We start from the raw sequence: 20,253 nt of genomic DNA, 5'->3' as shown, positions 1-20,253 counted from the left end.
GCGGCTAATTTTTTCATTAAAATAAATTTGGCTTAGTCAGCAGAGATATCTTCAAACAGCACAGAAGATAAATAGCGTTCACCACTGTCAGGCAAGATCACCACAATATTTTTACCCGCATTTTCAGGACGGGCTGCTAATTGCGCTGCTGCTGCCATGGCTGCACCACAAGAAATACCGACTAAAATGCCTTCTTGAGTCGCAGTTTTCCGCGCCCAATCAATCGCCTCTTGGCTGGCAATTGCAATAACTTCATCGACTAAATCAAGATCCAAGTTTTTCGGAATGAAGTTTGCCCCAATCCCCTGAATTTTATGCGGTGCCGGTGAAATCGCTTCACCACGTTTAGTTTGGCTAATAATTGGCGACTCTGCAGGTTCAACAGCAACAGAATAAAGCGGCTGGTTTTTCACTTTTTCAAAGAAACGTGAAATCCCTGAAATTGTACCGCCAGTTCCTACGCCAGCCACTAAAATATCGACTTGTCCATTGGTCGCTGCCCAGATTTCAGGACCAGTCGTATCTTCGTGAATTTGTGGATTCGCTGGGTTTTCAAATTGTTGTGGTAAATAGTAAAGCTCAGGTTGCTCAGTGGCCAAACGTACTGCTTCATCTACAGCACCTTTCATGCCTTTAGCTGGTTCAGTCAACACCAAGTTTGCACCCAATGCTTTCAGTACTTTACGACGCTCAATACTCATGCTGGCTGGCATGGTTAAAGTAATGTCATAACCTTTTGCTGCTGCAACAAAAGCCAAAGCAATCCCCGTATTACCACTGGTTGGTTCGACAATATGCATGCCTGCCTTTAATACACCGCGCTTTTCAGCATCGGCAATCAATGCAGCACCAATACGACATTTCACAGAAAAAGCTGGATTACGGCTTTCAATTTTAGCAAACACATTAGCGCCACCTGAAATGACACGATTAATACGTACCAATGGAGTATTACCGATTGCATCGGCATTATTACTATAAACTGCGATACCTAAATTATTTGGTGTTGGAAAGGCTGAATCAGTACTCATGTTATATCCCTAAGTTTATTGACTATTTGTAACTGAATCATGATACAACCAATTTTACTGAAATACAGATGGCGCTTGGCATTTTCTACAGATTTCGCTTTAAAAATCCCTCTTTTTTGGTCTTTTTGGGATATCAAGATTTCGGCATTTCCCTATGCCGTTTTATCTTTAGGCTTGTAAAACCGTTTGGTTCCATTGCTCAAGCACGGAAACTGCCGCAGTAAAATCCACCTGCTCCGCTTGCGCTTTTGGAATTTCTTGAAACAGTGCTTGAATACTTTCAAAAATCGGGACATTTGCGTCTTGTTGTTGTGCCAAATCCACCCCAATTCCAATATCTTTTTGCAACAAATTTAAGGCAAAGGTTTTAGAAAAACTACGGTTCAACACTTTCTGCGCCATGATGGAATCGGACACTGTACTTTTACCGCTGGAATGATTAATACAACTCAATGCCGCTGTGACATCGACCTGCTGTTGCTTCAGAATGGTCATCCCTTCTGCCAATGCCCATAAATGCGTTGCCATGAGTACATTATTCACTGCTTTCACCGCAAAACCTGAACCACTGCATCCGACATATTCGACCAAGCCTGAAAATGCTGAAATGATCGGTAATGCACGTTGGTAAGCGTCTTTATCTCCTCCCAACATTACAGTTAAGCTTCCTCGTTCCGCGCCGATGGTTTGCCCTGATACAGGTGCATCCAAATACGCCACCTGATCTTTCCCCAACTGTTGCGACAACTTACGTGCTGAATCTGGTACGCCACTGGTACAGTCAATCCAGATACTGCCCGCTTTGGGTGGATATTGTGCAATCAACTGTTCGACATCTGCACTGGTCGGCAAGCAGGAAAAAATATAATCAGCTTGCACGGCGTGTTCTAAATTCACCGATTGTGTACCAAATTGCTTTGCATGTTGTTCGGCTTTTTCAGTCGTTCGGTTCCAGACATACACAGGTAATCCGAGTTTTGGCAGATGGGATGCCATATGCCAACCCATCGCCCCCAATCCAATAAAAGCAATACTTTGACTCAATTTATTTCTCCATTCAGGCTCATTAAGCGCCTTATGCCACACGGCTGTTTACTTCACTATCCACGTCTTGCACCTTCGCTATGGTTTCTTCACCACGATTGAGGAAAAGGTTAAGTAAAATTGCCGCCAGTGTTGCAGTACCAATACCGCCCAAGTCAAATGAACCAATGTGTAAACTGAAGTTCCCTGCGCCCATAATTAAACTGACCGCTGCAATAATTAAGGTGCTGTTTTGAGTGAAATCAACTTTATTATCGACCCAGATTTTTGCACCAGCCACAGTGATCAATCCAAAGACCACAATTGACGCACCACCTAATAGTGCCACTGGAATCGTGCTGATCACCGCCCCAAACTTTGGTGATAAGCCCAGTAAAATGGCGAAGATCCCTGCGACCACAAAAATGGTGGTTGAATAGACTTTGGTGACTGCCATCACGCCAATATTTTCAGCATACGTAGTCATGCCTGTGCCACCCACAGAAGCAGATAAAGAGGTACATACACCATCAGCGAAGAAGGCACGTCCCATGTATGGCGACAAGTTTTTCCCAGTCATGGCTGAAACTGCTTTGAAGTGCCCCAAGTTTTCTGCCACTAAAATCACAGCTACAGGTGCAATGAGTAGCATCGCATTAGCATCAAAAACAGGAGCATGAAAGGTCGGCAGTCCAAACCATGCTGCATTGCCAATGATTGAAAAATCAATTGATTTGCCAAATCCCATCACGTTGGCAAGTAAGAAATATACAAAATATGCAGAACAAAGCCCAAGCAGCAGCAATAAACGGCGCACCATACCCCGGGTAAATACAGCGACAACGCTAATACATACGATGGTGATCACCGCCATCCAAGTGTCAAACGTATTGGCAGATACACTTTTTATCGTGATTGGAGCAAGGTTCAAACCAATAATCATCACAATCGCTCCTGTGACAATCGGTGGCATCAACTTTTCAATCCAGCCTGTTCCCGTTTTCATGACCACCAGACCGATGCCGGCATACACCAGACCACAGGCAATAGTTCCCCCAAGTGCAAGCGCCAAGTTAGGATTGGAGCCTACGCCGCTATAGCCTGTTGCCGCAGCAACTGCGCCAATAAATGCAAAGCTAGACCCCAGATAACTCGGCATTCGTCCACCTGTCATCAGGAAGAATAAAATGGTGCCTATACCCGTAATAAAAATGGTTAAGTTAGGATCAAAACCCATCAGCAAGGGTGCCAGTACTGTTGCCCCAAACATGGCAAAGGCATGTTGTAAGCCAAGAACGATACTGCGTCCGACTGGGAGATATTCATCAATTTGAACTGGTGTTGTATCTAAATCGCCTTGGTAAGGCTTAAATTTCGGAAACCACGATTGTTTTTCTTGCATGGGTTTCCCCTCCTTCTCATAGGGTTTTTTCTTTAGCACATACGGTGTGGTTCACAATAAGCACGGTTAAAATACATCAACGCATTTAAGCCCTGATTGTGTTGAATTGCTTTGACCTGACAGAACAAAACATCATGACTTCCCACGCTCATGCTTTGTACAATTTCACAGTCAAAACTAATCAATGCATCTTGTAAAACGGGTGCCTGAGTGGCAAGCGTTTCCCACTGACCCGCAGCAAAACGTTCAGGCATTGGCGTTTTGCCTCCAAACAAATTAGATAGTGCCATTTGATGTGAAGCTAATGTATTCACACATAACACCTGATTGGTCTTAAAAGTTTCAAATACCGAAGCTGAACGATTCAGGCACACCAACAAAGTTGGTGGTGTATCGGTCACACTACACACGGCTGAGGCGGTAAAACCTGCAACGCCTGCGGGTCCAGAAGTGGTAATCACATTTACTGCCGCGCCCAAATTTGACATGCCTTCGCGAAAGGCTTTTTGATCGACGTCAGTATGTGTGGTTTTTTGCGTGTTATAGATGTGTTCTAAACATTCTTCTTTAATTAAACTTTTGAGTAATTCTGCATTCATTTTTATTCTCCTGTCGGGTTTGATCTCGCGACTAACTAAGCGGTAGCGACATGGGCAACACTGGCAATTTCAACGAGGGCCTCAGGCTTCACCAAACCTGCCTGAATGCAGTAGCGTGCAGGTTTATCCCCTGGAAAATACTCGGCATAGACTTGATTGATCGCAGCATAATCTGCCCAGTCTTTCACAAAAATATGGTTGAAGGTCACATCATTCATACTGCCTCCCGCTTCTTTCAAAACCGATTGAATGGTTTCCAAAATATGTCGGGCCTGTGCTGCGGCATCACCGACATGCACTACATTGTTATTTTCATCAAAAGCCAAAGTACCAGAGACATACACAATGTTGTCTGCTTTAGTTGCAGGAACGTACGGCGCTAAAGGTTTTGAGGTTCCTGCTGGAATAATGACTTGTTTAGGCATGGTAATCGCTCCGTATTAGGCAGATTTTGCAAGTTGGTCGGTATGGGGAACAAAGGTATCGATAAAACTTTGTGTATCTGACACCCATCCAAAGAAGGTTTTAATGTTGTACAGACTTGCCGCTTGTATTTCTGCAGGACCTGCCTGATAACACGCATCTTGTAATGCCACGCCAAAGTACTCGAGGAAAAAACCATCTCTTAACGTGGATTCCACACAAACATTGGTCGCAATACCCACGAAAACCAAATTACGGATACCACGTGCACGTAACATGCTGTCCAATGCAGTATTGAAGAAACCACTATAGCGAGGTTTTTCAATTACGATATCTTGTGCTAAAGGTTGTAATTCATCGATGAGTTCGAAGTCCCAACTGCCTTTTGCCAGTAATTTACCTTGAAGTTCTGGCTGTTTACGCATGGTTTTGAGTGCATTGGATTTATGGAAATTTGGTGAGCCACGTCCCCCCGCTTCGACATATTGATCATCCCAACCATTTTTAAAGTAAATCACCTGAATATTGGCTGCATGTGCTGCTTCAACTGCCTTTTTAATGTTCTGCACCATAGGTTGAGTGGTTGAAACATCAAAACCAGCCAAATCCAAATAGCCACCCATCGAGGTATAGGCATTTTGCATATCAATCACAATTAAGGCAGTTTGTTCAGGTGCAAACTGAATGTTTTCAGGCTCTGCCTTTAAGGTTTTGCCTTGACCTGTGGCTTCGGTAAAATCACTAATCACAGTATTTGTATTGATGTGGCTCATGCTGATTTCTCCAAAACAGTTACTGATGCTTGTTCCGCCAGATCCATCACGACATTCTGACGACATTGCATCAGCGGCTGAATTTTCTGACCAAAATCTTCCACACCCTGAACAAAATCATCAAAGGTTAATAAAATGCCTTCAGTACCTTTAATTTCGCCAATTTCATCCAACATCGCAGCGACTTTTTCATAAGAACCCACCAATGTTCCCATATTGATATTGACTGGAGAAACGCTGGAGGCCATTTGACGAATATTGGTATCTGTCCCTGAAGTTGTGTCTTTTCCGCCTTGATTCATCAGCCAGTTAATCGCTTCCATATCCGCACCATCGTTATAGCTCTGCCATTTTGCAAAAGCTTCTTCATCAGTTTCTGCGGCAATCACCATAAACAGCACATAGGTTTGAACATCTCGTCCGGTTTTATCGGTATGGGCTTTTAAGCGGTCATTAATTTCTGCATAAGCCGTTGGGGTATTGAGTCCTTTGCCAAAAACAAAGTTGTAATCTGCATATTCAGCTGAAAATGCCAGTCCTGAATCCGATTGCCCTGCACAGATGATCTTCATATCCGCTTGTGGGGTTGGGCTGACACGGCAATCTTGCATTTCAAAGTGCTCACCTTTGAAATCTGACTTGCCTGTTGCCCAAAGTTCACGAAGAATCTGCACATATTCAGATAAATACTCATAGCGTTTGCCAAAGTATTCATCTCCTGGCCACATGCCCATTTGGGTATATTCAGGCGCTTGCCAGCCTGTCACCACATTTAGACCAAAACGACCATTGGAAATAGAATCAATCGTCGATGCCATACGTGCCACAATTGCTGGCGGCATAACCAAAGTTGCTGCTGTGGCATAAATTTTGATTTTGCTGGTCACAGCCGCTAAGCCCGCCATCAGGGTGAACGTTTCTAAGTTATGATCCCAAAATTCGGTTTTGCCACCGAAGCCACGCAGCTTAATCATGGACAAAGCAAAATCAAAACCATAATGTTCGGCACGTTGTACAATTTTCTTGTTCAGTTCAAAGCTCGGCATGTACTGCGGTGCGTTCTCAGAGAGTAACCAGCCGTTGTTCCCGATTGGGCAAAAAACACCTATTTTCATGTATTGCATCCTCATTCAATCATTCAACAACTCAAAATTTACTTCTTACTATTTTTTAGAAAATAAATTTATTAATTCTTGGTTTTATGATTGCATGGAGCGTGCCAACTTTTTATATATCAATAATATCAGTAACTTAAATATTTTTTGTAATTTATATATTTTACCAAAGGGTATATTTATAATTCTTCATCTGCACTTTTTTTGTGAGTCATGATCTAAATTTGTGCACTTTTTTGACCAAGTGGAAAAATAAATAAAATAAAAAAGGCACTGAACTTTGCAGTACCTTTTTTATTCTTGATAAAAAATTTCTGATGCTGAAGATGAACCTCGACTGTTAACTCGCCGCTAAATTTTCAGCAGGCTTCTTCAGCAGTTTTTCTAAGAGTAATGCATTGAATAGTTCAGCTTGCGTAACTGTTACCGCATGCGCACCATGCGGCAGAACATCCAATTCAGCATGTGGAAAGACCCGCTTTAATTGATAACTTTGTTGATAAGGCACCAGAAAATCATCTTCCGTCGCTATTAAATACAGCGGAATTTTATTCAGACTAGAAATCGTTTCAGCCTTCAGTTCATAAGCCATTAACGCTTTGAGTCGAGTGAAGACATTGAGTAATGGCGGGAATTTTTCAATCTGTTGATTTTCTTGTAAATATAAGGTTGAAATATTCGCTGAAATCCATGCTGGCGGATATAAAAACAATGCCTGCGCTCTAACATAGGCATCTACACCCGCATATTGCAATAATGATATACGAGTATTGAAACACTTTTGCGTATGCGCATCTAAATCTGCCCAACCATTAACAACAGTTAGGGACAGCATGGTTTTTTCAGATTTTTCCAGTAAAACTGCCAGTTCAGCACCGATGAAACCACCCAAAGCATGTCCGATAAAATGGAATTCATGGATGTTCAATATCGCCAATAAGTCCATGACCTGTTGCGCTAAGTGGGTCATCGTGTAATTTTCATCGATAATATTCGAATTTTTATGACAGCCCTCTTGGTCATAAATCACCACATGGAAATGCTGCTGTAAAGTTTCGATTTGTGGATTCCAAAATTGTCCATGCCCACCTAAACCAGAAGATAAAACGACATATTCAGCGTGTAATTTTTGCGATGGAAAAACCTGATACTGCATGATTATGGACCTTGAATAGAAAAAGTATTGACTTCAGTGCAGCAAAAAATATGCCCAATCACTTTTCCTTACCTTAATTCAGCCAGTTCGATTAGCATTTATGCCGCATGCCCATGTATTCTTCAGATACGATCTGTAACATGCTTTATGTTCTATTTAGCAGCAAAAGCATTTGTATTCTTAGGCAAGATTGAACAAAATAATCCCCGAAACATGGTTCATAGGAATAACAATGTCCAATAAAGGTTATCGCCAATTTTATCGTCAACTCACGCAGAAAATTCTAAATAAAGTTGTGAGTCCACAAGTATTAGGCACGACCTCTGAACTTGAACAACAATATTCAGCTTCGTCAAATGGCAATCCTATTTGCTATATTTTGCAAGATGCTTCACTTAGCAATACTGTGCTGATTGATCATGAAGCTCAAAAAAGACAGTTACCTTCAGTCTATCAGCCGCTACAGCTAGGTACTGTGCAGGAAGAAGATTCGATTCTGGTTTTAAATGAAAAGAACCATTTGAAACAGGGATTACATTACCCTGCTAAACTCATTCGCTTGATTGAGCTACTCGAAAAGCATCCAGAATTTGATCTGGATCTAGTTCCAGTCACTATGTTATGGGGACGTGCACCAGAGTACGAAGATTCTTGGTATAAAGCTTTATTTGCCGATGCATGGTCAACCCCATCTCCGTTAAAGCAAGCCATGAATATTTCATTATACGGTCGGGAAAATTACCTTGAATTTCACAAGCCACTTTCCTTACGTAAACTCATCACTGAAGCCAAAGAGTTAAGTCCAAACTTTTCGCCTGCGCATCATGTGATGAAGGAATTAAATGCCAGCTTTAATAAATATAAAGAAGCCATTTTAGGACCCGATTTATCCGACCGTCGTAACGTCATTAACAACCTGATGATCAGTGATGTCATCAAACGAGCGATTCGTAAAGAAAGTATTGATGAAAATATCAGTATGTTTGAAGCCGAAAATCGCGCGCGTCACTATCTCACTGAAATTGCCTCTGACTTTTCTTATTCGACTCTACGTTTTGGCTATCTGGCTTTAACAAAATTGTGGACACAACTCTACGATGGGATTGAAGTCCATAACTTTGATACGGTACGTGAATTGGCACAGGACTATGAAATTGTCTATACCCCTTGTCACCGCAGTCATATCGATTACTTACTGCTGTCTTATGTCATTTTTAACCGTGGTTTGATGGTCCCACATATTGCCGCAGGGATTAACCTCAATCTTCCAATTGTTGGTCAGTTGTTCCGTGGTGCTGGCGCTTACTTTATTCGCCGTAGTTTTAATGGCAACGAGCTTTATACTTCCGTCTTTAAAGAATATTTGCATAGTCTGCTGATGCGTAACACGCCTTTAGAATACTTTATTGAAGGTGGACGCTCACGCACAGGTTTATTGCTGCCTGCGAAAAAAGGCATGTTGTCGATGACCATTCAAAGCCATCTAAGAGGAAACTCCAAACCGATTGCCTTTATCCCGACCTATTTTGGCTATGAAAAACTGTTGGAAGGCACCTCCTACTTGAATGAACTGAGTGGCAAACCGAAAGAAGCTGAATCACTTTGGGGAATTCTCAGTTCAGCTCGCAAAATTGAGAAAGTATTTGGACAGGTTTATGTCAATTTTGGCGAACCTGTTTTTCTGGATGAAGTATTAAAACAGCAAAATGCTGAACATCTAAGTCTGAATTTCAATGACAAATTGCCTCCTACAGTTGTAAATACGGTGGATCAAACAGCACAATCAATTTTAGAAAACATAAATAAGGCCGTGGTGATTAACCCGATTTCGATCATTTCATTAATTTTGTTAAATGCACCGCAGCATCAAATGGCTGAAGCAGATTTAATGAAGATGCTTGATCAATATCGCGATTTACTTGCGCACAATCGTTATGATGATCGGATGATTATTTCTGAACTGTCCAGTGCCGAAATCATTCAATATGCCTTGAAGTTAAAGCAGGTTGAGATTCACACTCAAGATCAGACTAAATGGGTTCGTGTTGCAGAAAGTCAGAAAATTTTATTGAGCTATTTCAGTAATAACATTCTGCATTGCTTTATTTTGCCTGCATTAATTGCCCGTATAATTCAGCAATTTGGAAAAATCGAAACCTCAGAGCTGATAGACTTAGTTCAATCTTTATATCCATTTATACAAGAAGAATTTTTCTTAAAATGGAAAATTGAAGATGTAGAAGCTCAAGTGGTCAGCATTTTAGAGAGTTTCGAGCATGATCAATGGATTGAGCGTTCTAGCAATCAGATCACGCCATTCACAACCAACCATACAGGCTTAGAAACTCTTGCAGCACTGTCAGAGCGTAGTCTAAACAACTTCGTGGTCATGCAAGGCTTGTTCTGTCAATATGCCCATACACAGACTTTCTCAGAAAAAGTCTTTGAGAACATGGCGAAGTCGGTTCTACAACAACTGAGCCAAAATCAAGTCATCACTCGAGGCTACTATTTTGATAGTGCCACGTTAAAAGGTTATTTAACTACACTGAAGAAATTGGGCTTAGCCGAGGTTACCCGTGAGCACTTACTACTGGCTCCAGACTTTGTGCCGCAAATGCAACGTCGTCTGTCTTGGTATGCACAAGATCATGAAGAAACATTTAACAAAGCCATGCAATTTAATGAAAAAGAGCTCAAGCATTTTTACGAAAGTGTGAAGCCGAAAAAGAATTAACACAAACGCTTCACACAGCATGTCATTGAAATCAATTTTCATGCTGTGTGAAGTATTACTTATAAATAAATCTGATATTTGTTTTCATTAAAAACCATTGAGAATGAAAACTCTGATGCATGTAATCTGCATTTTCTACCATTATAATAATATGCTGATTTAGTGAGGCGCTCTAATGGAAAATGATTTTGAAATTACATCAATGCGAAATTCAGCAGAGGATGTCGTGAGTATTTTAAAATCACTGGCAAATACAGATCGTTTACTGATTTTATGTCATTTGGCAAAACAAGAACTGAACGTATCACAAATTGAGCAAATTACGCATATTACCCAACCAACCTTATCGCAACAATTGATGATGCTGCGTAAAAGTGATGTGGTCAGTACCCGCCGGGATGGTAAGCAAATTTTTTACTCCATTAAAGATGAAAAATTAGTTCAGGTGCTCCAAACACTCTATGAACTTTACTGTACCAAGCCCGTATTTAATTAAATAAAATCATTCGCCTACTTTTAGCTATGCTGCATATTTTTTGTGCATAATAGAGCTAAAGTTGCGATTTAGATCGGCACATGGCTCATTCAAAAAATAGCGTCTTAAAGTATTTGCCTGCAACTGCATGGCTGGCTGGCTACAATGCCAGTAAATTCAAATCAGATCTTCTATCGGCACTCATTGTAATTGCGATGCTGGTTCCGCAAGGTATGGCGTATGCCATGCTTGCAGGATTACCACCCATTACAGGTCTATATGCCAGTATTCTTCCAATGATTGTCTATGCACTGTTTGGCAGCAGTCCGACTCTATCCATTGGTCCTGTAGCCATTATCTCCATGATGACCTTTGCTACGCTCACGCCTTTTTATGCCGCAGGTTCTGAAGCTTATATACAAGCAGCATGCTTACTTGCAGTCATGGTCGGGATCATTTCTTTTTTATTGGGGCTGTTTAAATTTGGTTTTCTTATCCAGTTAATTAGCCACCCGGTGATTCACAGTTTTATTATTGCCTCTGCTTTGTTGATTGCTTTAGGGCAAATCAAGTTTTTGCTCAATATCCCTCTGCAATCAAATAACATTCCCGAACTATTAATCAGCTTTTATCATTATGCAAATCAAACACATTGGGGCACGTTACTGTTTGGTCTGGCTTCCATTCTATTTTTAATTTATTTCCCTAAATTACTGGGTTTAAGCCATATTCAGCAACGTTTTCGCTTTGCAGCCTTCTTGGTTAAAGCTGTACCTTTAATTTTGGTCGTTGGCTCAATTATTTTAGTTTCATTGTTTCAGTTAGATAGTGTTGGGATTAAAACCGTCGGGGAAATTCCATCTGGTTTTCCACCATTGAGCTTACCGCAATGGAACTGGCCGCTTGTACTTCAACTCCTGCCTGGTGCAAGCATGATCGCGATGATCAGCTTCGTGGAATCGCTTTCTATTGCTCAAGCAACAGCCTTACAACAACGCAGTGCTTTAAATAGCAATCAAGAATTAATTGCATTAGGACTTTCAAATTTGAGTGCTGGACTCAGTTCGGCATTCCCCGTCACTGGCAGTCTCTCTCGTACAGTTGTAAATGCGGATGCAGGTGCAAAAACACCAATGGCAGGCATTCTATCTTCCTGTTTTATTGTGGTTGTGAGTTTGTTCTTTACAGGTTTTTTCCAAAATTTACCACTCGCCATACTTGCTGCCACAATTATTGTTTCAATCTGGAAACTAGTTGATTTCAAAGCATTCTTAGAAACATGGCACTATTCCAAAGCCGATGGCATTGCCATGTGGATTACCTTCTTTGGTGTCATTTTTATTGATATTTCGACAGGACTCATTTTAGGTGTCATTTCGACTTTTCTGCTTATGCTTTGGCGTATCAGTCGCCCGCATATGGTGGTGATTGGGCTGGTCGAAGGCACACAACATTTCCGTAACCAACAACGTTATCCTGTAAAAACCGTAGATTCCATACTTTCACTACGCATTGATGAAAGCCTGAACTTTTTGAATGCCAATAGCTTCAAAGACTTCTTTATCAATGCCGTCAGTGAAAAGAAAGACGTTAAATCCGTGGTGATTAATTGTTCAGGAGTCAGTCGCATTGATTACAGTGCTTTGGAAATGCTGGAAGAATTGGATGCTGAATTAAATAAACAGAATATTCAATTGCACTTGTCTGAGGTCAAAGGTCCTGTCATGGATAAACTGATCCATTCCAGATTATTTGAACGTTTGCATGGTCGTATTCACCTCACCCATTATCAGGCTATGCAAGCCCTAGCTCCCGAAATATTAAGCACGACTTGAAAATATAAGTGAATAATTTAAAACATGTTATTTACGATAAATTTGTATAGATAAGGCAGTTTTTGCAATAAAATTCGGTTTTTTCGCGATTTAAAACAGAAAATATCAACTTTAAAATGAATAATTTAGTTTTTATAGCAAAATAATTTTTAATCATTGTAAATTTTAGGTATAGAATTGCACACTTAATTTTAACCTCTGCCCTCGTAGTACAGACAAGGCTAGCCTATGTTTTCAGCTTTTGCGCGTTTAAGTTTAGTTACGCGAATTATCATTGCCATCATTCTAGGGATGGCTGTTGCCTTCACTTTTCCGAATGCTGCTCCTTATTTAAGCCTTTTAGGTGACTTATTCATTAAGGCACTAAAATCTGTCGCGCCGATTCTGGTCTTTGTTTTAGTGATGTCATCTATTGCTAACTTTAAAGTTGGGCATAGTGCGAATCTTCGTCCGATTATGATCTTGTACGCTATGGGCATGTTACTCGCTGCATTCAGTGCTGTTGTTGCAAGCCTAGCTTTCCCAAGTACATTATTCTTGGATATTCCTGCACAAGGTGATTTACAACCACCTGGTAGCTTGGCAGAGATTCTAAAGAACTTACTTTTAAGTTTTATTTCAAATCCTGTCGTTGCAATTTCTAATGCTAACTTTATTGGTATTTTGGCTTGGGCAATTGCGCTTGGTTTAGCGTTTCGTCATGCGCAAGATTCGACCAAAGCTTTCATTTCGGACGCTGCTCACGCTGTAAATAGCGTTATCCGTATTGTGATTAACTTTGCACCAATTGGTATTTTTGGTCTAGTTGCAGTAACTTTTGCTGATGCTGGCTTAAAAACTTTAGAAAGCTATGCACAATTATTGGCTGTATTACTCGGTACAATGGTATTTGTTGCGCTGGTCATTAATCCGATCTTAGTTGCTTTAGTCATTCGTCAAAACCCGTATCCACTGGTTTTCAAATGTTTACGTGAAAGTGGTATTACTGCTTTCTTTACCCGTAGTTCTGCTGCGAACATTCCAGTTAACCTTGACCTCGCAAAACGTTTAGGTGTGAATGAAGCTACAGCAGGTGTCGCCATTCCATTAGGTGCAACCATTAACATGGCGGGCGCTTCAGTGACCATTACTGTACTAACATTGGCAGCTGTGCATACTTTAGGTATTTCAGTTGATTTAACCACAATGTTAATTTTATCTGTGGTTGCTTCTATTTCTGCTTGTGGTGCTTCGGGTGTTGCTGGTGGTTCATTACTGCTAATTCCCGTAGCTTGTGGTTTATTTGGTATTTCTTCGGATATCGCGATGCAAGTGGTTGCCATCGGTATGGTCATCAGCGTATTGCAAGACTCGACTGAAACAGCTTTAAACTCATCTACTGATGTTTTATTTACAGCAGCAGTTGATCGCGCGGCGCGATAATATTATTTTATAAATAATCATTTAGACATTTCTTGGATGGTTGTATCACGATATGCCATTTCAAACTTTACCGTTTTGGATGCAACTTGGGGCATTCTTTCTTGCCATTAATGCGGGCATGATTAACGTACTCGGACTGGTGACTGTATTGCACCAGTCCGTTTCTCATATGACTGGGAATGTGAGTATGTTGTCGATGGCGCTAGTGCAATGGCAACCTGCAACAATTTTCTACCTAGTCCTTGTGATCTTATGTTATGTCGCTGGGTCGTGTTATAGCGGACTAATTCTTGCAAATAGCAATTTCCAACTGGGACGGCGCTACGGTGTTCCGCTCAGCTTAGTCGCTTTTTTCATTTTCATCTGCTGGTTACTTTTACCCTATTTGCCACGTTACGCATTGTTATGGGCGTGTGCTGCAATGGGTATTCAGAATGCCATGGTGAGTCACTATAAAGGCACGATTATTCGAACAACTCACCTTTCAGGTGTATTAACCGATTTAGGACTGGCTTTAGGGTATCGACTTCGTGGCTTAAAAGTCGGTCAGCGCCGAATTATTTTACATTTACTCATTTTATTTGGCTTTCTGATTGGTGGATTGGTTGCAAGCTTGATTTATCCTTATTTAAAATTAGATGCCTATCTGATTCCAGTCGGTTTAAGTTTCTGCTTAAGTCTGGTGTACTGGATCATTTATTTTCAATATCGTCGTCATTAACCCTTTCGGAATTTATTATGGTTAAAAATGCATTGCAGGCACAGTTGCTCAAAGCTGGTCTGGTTGACAACAAAAAAGCGAAAAAACTGTCGAAACAGGCGGTGCATGAACAACGCACAGGGCAAAATGACGATGCCGAAATCAAAGCTAAAATTGCCAAAGACCATCAAGCGAAAATAGAAAAAGACCAAGCGCTAGAGCAAGAAAAGAAAACCATCCTGCAAGAAAAAGAGCTCAAAGCTGCCATCGTGCAAATGATTAAGCAACATAAAATTAAAGATGCTGCGGGCGATGTTGCCTATCAGTTTATTGATGAAACCAAGATTAAAAAAGTATATTTACAACAGCAAGTCTATAACGCACTGGTTTCTGGCAGCCTAGTGATCGCCAAAGATCAAGACAGCTATGCATATTTGCCAAAAGCGCTGGCAGATCGTATTAATGAAAAAATGACAGGCTTCATTATTGTGAACAATTCTGAAAAGAATGAGCAAGTGACCGATGAAGAAGATCCGTACGCAGCTTATGTGATCCCAGATGATTTAATGTGGTAATTAAAAGGGCGTCATTTAGACGCCCTTTTCTTTAACTATAAACTGAATGTGTTTAGAACTTCATCGTGGCTTTTAGCACTGCCTGACGCGCATCACCTTGTGAAACTGTCAAATTACTTACACTTGCGGTGTAGTAAGTCGTATCAAAAATATTATTCAGATTAAATTTAAAGTTAACATCTTGATGCACAATTTTGGTGTCGTAACTAACAAAAGCATTAGCAACAGCATAGTCGGGTAACGTAAAGGTATTTTCCGTGTCACCGGCTCGCTTACCCACGTAGTTACCACTGACGCCCATGCGCAAATTACCATTGCCCAGTTGCCCATAGTCATAGGCAAAACTTAAAGAAGCGGTATTCTTGGCAACATTATTCAAGCGATTACCAATTAAGTCGGTATCTTCATCTTGTAAAACTTTCGCATCGGTATAAGCATAGGTCAATGTGGCATCAAGCTGATCCGTAATTTGACCCGTCACATCAAATTCCAAGCCTTTAGAGCCCACTTCACCTGAGGTATGCAGCTCATTTTCACCCGTTGCAGTATTAGTTACGCTGGCCAATACATTACGCTTTTTTATGTCATACAAGGCAAAATTAGCTCTTAAGCGATCATCCAATTCGTACTTCAAACCAACTTCATAGGACTTAGCTTTTTCAGGCTGAACATCTGAATCAATTTGACCACCGCTTAATGGTGCAATTGAAGAGTTTGGTTTCAAAGATTCGGTATAACTGGTATATAGCGACAGTTGGTCATTCCATTTATAGACCAAACCTGCACGAGGTAACCACGCATCATCATTGGTATCAGTATTAATACTAAACGGACGTCCACGCCCCGCTGTTTGTTGATAATGCGTATATCGTCCACCTAATACCGCAATCCATTGATCAGTGAGATGAATCGCATCTTGTATATAGAACCCATAGGTATGCAATTTATCGGTTTGCTCACTGGCATTGTCATCAATACTGTTAGATGCCGTGACTTGCCCATAGACTGGATTTAAATAATCTAATGTACTGCTGCTGCCACGGACCATGTTGGGGCGATAATATTTTCGATATTCAATATCTGAACCAACTTGAAGATCATGCTGCAATCCCAGCGTATTAAAATGTCCCTCTAAATACGCCTGCCCCGCGCTATCAACACTTTCTGCACCCAGTGTGCCATCGGTACGGCGGGTTACGGTATGCTTGGTCGTATTGAGCTTAGTAATGCGTAACTGATTGGCATCGTAAGTTTCATAATTGTAGCTATAGCCCAAATGCGCTGACCATTCATCGTTGATCTGATGATCGACCGTCAATTGTGCCAGATGATCTTCACCATTGGTTTGGTTAAACGCTTCATCTAAACGGGTATATTTCGAAATAGGTAGCGCCTTATTGGTCGTAGGATCAAAAACCGTCGTACGGTCAAATGGCACATCAAAATCTCGATATTGATAACTCAGATTGACTTGTGTTTGACCATTGTCCCATGCCAAAGATGGTGCAATTAAAGTCTGTTGGTTGTAACCGAAGTTACGCCAGTAATCTTGGTCTGAATAATCGACAATTAAACGATAAGCAAAGTTACTTTCGCCAATGGCACCTGTTGTGTCTACGCTTCCACCTAAGCCATTTTTACCATTACCAAAACTAGAACCATAAAGTGATACTTCAGAAGCCTGTTCAGGTTGTGGCTTTTTAGTAATTACATTGACCACGCCACCAGGATCCATAATTCCGTAGAGTAAAGACGCTGGACCTTTGAGCACCTCAACCTGCTCGACTGCGGCATTCATGGCACGTCCCTGTACAATAGGGAGTCCATTAATCATGATCGAACCATCACGGTTATCACCAAAACCTCGCTTCATCACAGTATCTTGCGTACCTGCCAGCGTATTGCCTTGAGTAATACCACTCACCTGCGTTAATGCAGCATCCAAGGTTGCAGGCTCGAAATCTTCAATATATTGATTCGATACGACATTGACCGTTTGCGGCGTTTCTAAATTAGTTTGCGTCCCTCTTAATGTGCTTGCAGTTTGTTGCCCGATTTTTTTTTGATCTGATTGTTTGGCAGTTAAATGAATGGTTTCTAAAAGATTAGTATCTTCTGATTCAGCAGCATGAACCAGTAATGGGCTGAAGGCTGTTGTTAAGCCAAATACGACTTTTATACTTAGGCTCAGTGGGTGTAATGGCTTCACTGTTAGGTAAACTCTACTGGAAGAAAGATAAGGCATTGCGTGAGCTTATTCTAACGATACTGCACATTAATGAGAATACTTATTATTTATCTTTTTTAGTAAATTTAAATTAATAATATTATTCTTTAAATTTATTTAACCAGCTAGATGGCTTATCTAGTAACAATCAGGTCAAAACATCAATAAATTCTGCCTGAACTAATGTTGTGAAAATGTTACTTAATTTCAAGTCAAACCTGATACTTTATAAACTATAGCCAGTTCAGTCGCATATTGAGGTTAGCTTTGCAGCATTTCGCTTTTATCCAACGTAGTTTAGATTGGGCAAATCAATATCCTTGGTTAGACATGCTAATTTCTCTAGCACTATTGATATTACTTGCCATTTTGACTAATTTTTTCGCAAAGAAAGTCGTTGTGCGTGGCATACGAAAACTTATAGAAAAAATTAAATTTGCCAATAACGATATTTTTACTCAACATAATGTCATCCGCCGTATTGCCAATATCGTTCCTGCGATCGTCATCATGAATGGTATTGTGACGGTACCTCATCTTTCTATAAAACTGGTCAATTTGGTCCAAATGGCATCACAGGCTTTTATTTTTCTGACCATTGCACTGGCAATTGGTGAAAGCCTTAATATTTTCAATGCCATTTATCAACGCAATCCGAAATCCAAGAACAAGCCGATTAAAGGTTATTTACAACTGGTTAAACTGATCATTTTTGTGGTTTGTGGCTTGATGATCCTAGGCACATTCTTGAAAAAAGATGTATTTACGCTCTTGGCTGGTTTTGGTGCAATGGCTGCGGTGCTAATGTTGGTATTTCAAAATACAATTTTATCTCTGGTAGCTTCAGTACAGATCTCATCTTATGACATGGTGCGTATTGGCGATTGGATCGAAATGCCCTCTTTAAATGCCGATGGTGATGTGATTGATATGTCTCTGCACACTGTGACGGTACAAAATTTCGATAAAACCTTTACCACTATTCCAACCAACAAGCTGGTCACCGATACTTTTAGAAACTGGCGTGGTATGGCTCAGGCGGGTGTACGTCGTATTAAGCGTTCCATCTTTATTGATCAAAGCAGTGTTCATTTCATGAGTAATGATGAGCAAAATAAATTAAAAGATTTTTTGCTTTTGGATCAGTATTTAGATACCAAACAAGAAGAACTTGAAGAGTTCAATTTACAACTCTCCAATCAAGCGATATATAACCAGCGCCGCCTGACCAATTTGGGTACTTTTCGTGCCTACGTTGAGTTCTACTTAAAACAACATCCAGGTATTTCTCAGCACCAGACTATTATGGTACGTCAGCTTCAACCGACCAGCGAAGGTTTGCCTCTGGAGATTTATTGCTTCGCGAACACGACTGTCTGGAAAGATTATGAAGCCATTCAAGCCGATATCTTTGATCATCTGATTGCGATTTTCCCTGAATTTGGCCTGACAATTTATCAAGCACCTTCAGGATCCGATATGAAGATACTGGCACAACATACTGCTCAAGCAACACATGATTATCATGTAGAACGTTCAACTTCGCATAGCTAAATTAAAAAAAATCCCCTCGCAATGAGGGGATTTTAATATCACGTACTGTCTAAAAAGTTTACAGCTTCGTTCAGAAATGCCCTATTTATTGACTGACCTCGGCATGTTCACAATAATCAAAATATTCTAATTTGAAGCTTTGTACGGCTTGTTGCTTTTGACTGTCATTTGGGAGTATTGGCAGATCATAAGCATCTTCGACTATGGCTTCATATAAATCCCGCGCCCCATCATCATATTCAAGTGCAATTTGCTTTTGGGCAAGAAGTGGTACTTCATCCTGCCTTTCTTGCATGACATTGCCTGCAACAATCGCAATAGCTTCGCATAGGCTGATATTGTCCTGCATAGAGGCAAATAATGTTCCAGAATACAAAAAGCAGCAACACATTATTATTTTTTTCATAATGCACCTGTTTTATATGCTTTAGATCTATTTTAATCGCCAAAATGCGAAGCTGTTGTAATTTCTTGTTGAACCAACCCCGAAAGTCAGCCCTCTTTTAGCCATGACAGTTTTTCTAGCAAACAGTGCTTAACGTTTACTAAATATTAGTTTAATGGCAAATAATAAGAAAATAGCTCCTGTAATTTGGTCTAAACGCTTTACAATTTTCGGTTGTTTAAGAAATTTAGAGATGGGTTGCATCATGAAAATAAGCACAGTCAACCAAAGGAAACCCAATACAACATGAATGCTAACTAGCCCCATAATCCAAAAGAAAGGGTTTACAGTACTCGGAATAAACTGTGGCAAGAAGGTCACATAAAACAGCCCGACTTTAGGATTCAAGATATTGCAGAAAAAACCCTTTAAAAACCAGTTAGTCGTGCTCTGAACTGTAAGGTTATTGTCTAAGCGACTACGTGGCTTGGTCAATAATTGTAAACCGAGCCATGCAAGGTAAGCAGCACCAATCCACTTTAATAAAGTGAAAGCCAGCTCTGAAGTCGCCAAAAGCGCTCCTAAACCACAAGCGACAATTACTCCCCAAATAATACATCCAAAGTTAATCCCTAAAGCAGTTTGAAAAGCCTTTTGACGATTTTCCACAGTTGCTGTACGGATAATCAGCGTGGTATCGAGACCAGGAGTAATAGTTAAAATAATGATCGCAATAGTATAGGGTATGAGTATTTCAAGCATGTCTAATCTAACTTAATTTTTTAAGTATGAGAACAATCAATAGTGGATTCATCCATATT

At 40.6% G+C, this 20,253-nt stretch carries 18 protein-coding genes; 7 read left to right on the top strand and 11 right to left on the bottom strand.

Features of this window, described 5'->3' with window-relative positions:
* Positions 1-32 precede the first annotated feature (32 nt).
* The 8 genes from cysK to rutD all read right to left on the bottom strand — a co-directional run bounded on the left by cysK (position 33) and on the right by rutD (position 7,522).
* Positions 33-1,031, bottom strand: a complete 999-nt coding sequence (gene cysK, locus MKI85_RS06320) for a cysteine synthase A (protein WP_241626058.1) — start codon at positions 1,029-1,031, stop codon at positions 33-35.
* A gap of 168 nt (positions 1,032-1,199) precedes the next feature.
* Positions 1,200-2,075, bottom strand: coding sequence for an NAD(P)-dependent oxidoreductase (locus tag MKI85_RS06315; protein ID WP_281070021.1), 876 nt, complete (start codon positions 2,073-2,075; stop codon positions 1,200-1,202).
* 31 nt (positions 2,076-2,106) lie between these two features.
* On the bottom strand, positions 2,107-3,456 hold the full coding sequence (gene rutG / locus MKI85_RS06310) for a pyrimidine utilization transport protein G (protein WP_241626056.1): 1,350 nt from the start codon (positions 3,454-3,456) through the stop codon (positions 2,107-2,109).
* 32 nt (positions 3,457-3,488) lie between these two features.
* A complete protein-coding gene (rutF, locus tag MKI85_RS06305; protein ID WP_241626054.1) occupies positions 3,489-4,055 on the bottom strand; it encodes an NADH-dependent FMN reductase RutF in 567 nt (188 codons plus the stop codon).
* A gap of 35 nt (positions 4,056-4,090) precedes the next feature.
* Complete coding sequence (rutC, locus tag MKI85_RS06300; RefSeq protein WP_241626053.1) at positions 4,091-4,480, bottom strand: pyrimidine utilization protein C; 390 nt, start codon at positions 4,478-4,480, stop codon at positions 4,091-4,093.
* A 15-nt stretch (positions 4,481-4,495) separates the two neighbouring features.
* A complete protein-coding gene (rutB, locus tag MKI85_RS06295) occupies positions 4,496-5,251 on the bottom strand; it encodes a pyrimidine utilization protein B (RefSeq protein WP_241626051.1) in 756 nt (251 codons plus the stop codon).
* Complete coding sequence (gene rutA / locus MKI85_RS06290) at positions 5,248-6,366, bottom strand: pyrimidine utilization protein A (RefSeq protein WP_241626049.1); 1,119 nt, start codon at positions 6,364-6,366, stop codon at positions 5,248-5,250. The genes rutB and rutA overlap by 4 nt, the downstream gene beginning before the upstream one ends.
* A 340-nt stretch (positions 6,367-6,706) precedes the next feature.
* Complete coding sequence (gene rutD, locus MKI85_RS06285; RefSeq protein ID WP_241626047.1) at positions 6,707-7,522, bottom strand: pyrimidine utilization protein D; 816 nt, start codon at positions 7,520-7,522, stop codon at positions 6,707-6,709.
* A gap of 232 nt (positions 7,523-7,754) precedes the next feature.
* Between rutD and plsB the strand changes: the two genes are divergently transcribed.
* The 6 genes from plsB to MKI85_RS06255 all read left to right on the top strand — a co-directional run bounded on the left by plsB (position 7,755) and on the right by MKI85_RS06255 (position 15,266).
* Positions 7,755-10,259, top strand: a complete 2,505-nt coding sequence (gene plsB, locus MKI85_RS06280; protein WP_241626045.1) for a glycerol-3-phosphate 1-O-acyltransferase PlsB — start codon at positions 7,755-7,757, stop codon at positions 10,257-10,259.
* A 175-nt stretch (positions 10,260-10,434) separates the two neighbouring features.
* Positions 10,435-10,755 (top strand): ArsR/SmtB family transcription factor, encoded by a 321-nt coding sequence (locus tag MKI85_RS06275; RefSeq protein ID WP_241626043.1) that lies wholly within the window; start codon positions 10,435-10,437, stop codon positions 10,753-10,755.
* A gap of 80 nt (positions 10,756-10,835) precedes the next feature.
* On the top strand, positions 10,836-12,569 hold the full coding sequence (locus tag MKI85_RS06270; protein ID WP_241626042.1) for a SulP family inorganic anion transporter: 1,734 nt from the start codon (positions 10,836-10,838) through the stop codon (positions 12,567-12,569).
* Positions 12,570-12,797: 228 nt separating this feature from the next.
* Positions 12,798-13,991, top strand: coding sequence for a serine/threonine transporter SstT (gene sstT / locus MKI85_RS06265; RefSeq protein ID WP_241626040.1), 1,194 nt, complete (start codon positions 12,798-12,800; stop codon positions 13,989-13,991).
* 52 nt (positions 13,992-14,043) lie between these two features.
* Complete coding sequence (locus MKI85_RS06260) at positions 14,044-14,712, top strand: YoaK family protein (protein ID WP_241626038.1); 669 nt, start codon at positions 14,044-14,046, stop codon at positions 14,710-14,712.
* Positions 14,713-14,729: 17 nt separating this feature from the next.
* Positions 14,730-15,266, top strand: coding sequence for a DUF2058 domain-containing protein (locus tag MKI85_RS06255; RefSeq protein ID WP_241626036.1), 537 nt, complete (start codon positions 14,730-14,732; stop codon positions 15,264-15,266).
* Between the two features lie 52 nt (positions 15,267-15,318).
* On the opposite strand, the gene MKI85_RS06250 is transcribed toward MKI85_RS06255, so the two are convergent.
* Positions 15,319-17,475 (bottom strand): TonB-dependent siderophore receptor, encoded by a 2,157-nt coding sequence (locus MKI85_RS06250; protein ID WP_241626034.1) that lies wholly within the window; start codon positions 17,473-17,475, stop codon positions 15,319-15,321.
* Positions 17,476-17,760: 285 nt separating this feature from the next.
* Here MKI85_RS06250 and MKI85_RS06245 point away from each other — a divergent pair, with 285 nt between their 5' ends.
* On the top strand, positions 17,761-19,047 hold the full coding sequence (locus MKI85_RS06245) for a mechanosensitive ion channel family protein (protein WP_241626032.1): 1,287 nt from the start codon (positions 17,761-17,763) through the stop codon (positions 19,045-19,047).
* An 85-nt stretch (positions 19,048-19,132) separates the two neighbouring features.
* Here the strand turns inward: MKI85_RS06245 and MKI85_RS06240 are convergent, their stop codons facing one another.
* Both MKI85_RS06240 and MKI85_RS06235 read right to left on the bottom strand, forming a co-directional pair.
* A complete protein-coding gene (locus MKI85_RS06240; RefSeq protein WP_241626030.1) occupies positions 19,133-19,453 on the bottom strand; it encodes a hypothetical protein in 321 nt (106 codons plus the stop codon).
* 129 nt (positions 19,454-19,582) lie between these two features.
* Positions 19,583-20,194 (bottom strand): LysE family translocator, encoded by a 612-nt coding sequence (locus tag MKI85_RS06235; protein ID WP_241626028.1) that lies wholly within the window; start codon positions 20,192-20,194, stop codon positions 19,583-19,585.
* Between the last annotated feature and the right edge of the window lie 59 nt (positions 20,195-20,253).

Origin of the sequence: Acinetobacter zhairuonensis (assembly GCF_022601715.1) — a bacterium.
GTDB lineage: Bacteria > Pseudomonadota > Gammaproteobacteria > Pseudomonadales > Moraxellaceae > Acinetobacter.
This window is presented reverse-complemented; position numbering and strand designations above follow the sequence as displayed.

Coding starts and splice junctions, on each gene's coding strand:
- cysK (WP_241626058.1), bottom strand. CDS start 1,031: ATGAGTACTGATTCAGCCTTTCCAACACCAAATAATTTAGGTATCGCA.
- rutG (WP_241626056.1), bottom strand. CDS start 3,456: ATGCAAGAAAAACAATCGTGGTTTCCGAAATTTAAGCCTTACCAAGGC.
- rutF (WP_241626054.1), bottom strand. CDS start 4,055: ATGAATGCAGAATTACTCAAAAGTTTAATTAAAGAAGAATGTTTAGAA.
- rutC (WP_241626053.1), bottom strand. CDS start 4,480: ATGCCTAAACAAGTCATTATTCCAGCAGGAACCTCAAAACCTTTAGCG.
- rutB (WP_241626051.1), bottom strand. CDS start 5,251: ATGAGCCACATCAATACAAATACTGTGATTAGTGATTTTACCGAAGCC.
- rutA (WP_241626049.1), bottom strand. CDS start 6,366: ATGAAAATAGGTGTTTTTTGCCCAATCGGGAACAACGGCTGGTTACTC.
- rutD (WP_241626047.1), bottom strand. CDS start 7,522: ATGCAGTATCAGGTTTTTCCATCGCAAAAATTACACGCTGAATATGTC.
- plsB (WP_241626045.1), top strand. CDS start 7,755: ATGTCCAATAAAGGTTATCGCCAATTTTATCGTCAACTCACGCAGAAA.
- MKI85_RS06275 (WP_241626043.1), top strand. CDS start 10,435: ATGGAAAATGATTTTGAAATTACATCAATGCGAAATTCAGCAGAGGAT.
- MKI85_RS06270 (WP_241626042.1), top strand. CDS start 10,836: ATGGCTCATTCAAAAAATAGCGTCTTAAAGTATTTGCCTGCAACTGCA.
- sstT (WP_241626040.1), top strand. CDS start 12,798: ATGTTTTCAGCTTTTGCGCGTTTAAGTTTAGTTACGCGAATTATCATT.
- MKI85_RS06260 (WP_241626038.1), top strand. CDS start 14,044: ATGCCATTTCAAACTTTACCGTTTTGGATGCAACTTGGGGCATTCTTT.
- MKI85_RS06255 (WP_241626036.1), top strand. CDS start 14,730: ATGGTTAAAAATGCATTGCAGGCACAGTTGCTCAAAGCTGGTCTGGTT.
- MKI85_RS06240 (WP_241626030.1), bottom strand. CDS start 19,453: ATGAAAAAAATAATAATGTGTTGCTGCTTTTTGTATTCTGGAACATTA.
- MKI85_RS06235 (WP_241626028.1), bottom strand. CDS start 20,194: ATGCTTGAAATACTCATACCCTATACTATTGCGATCATTATTTTAACT.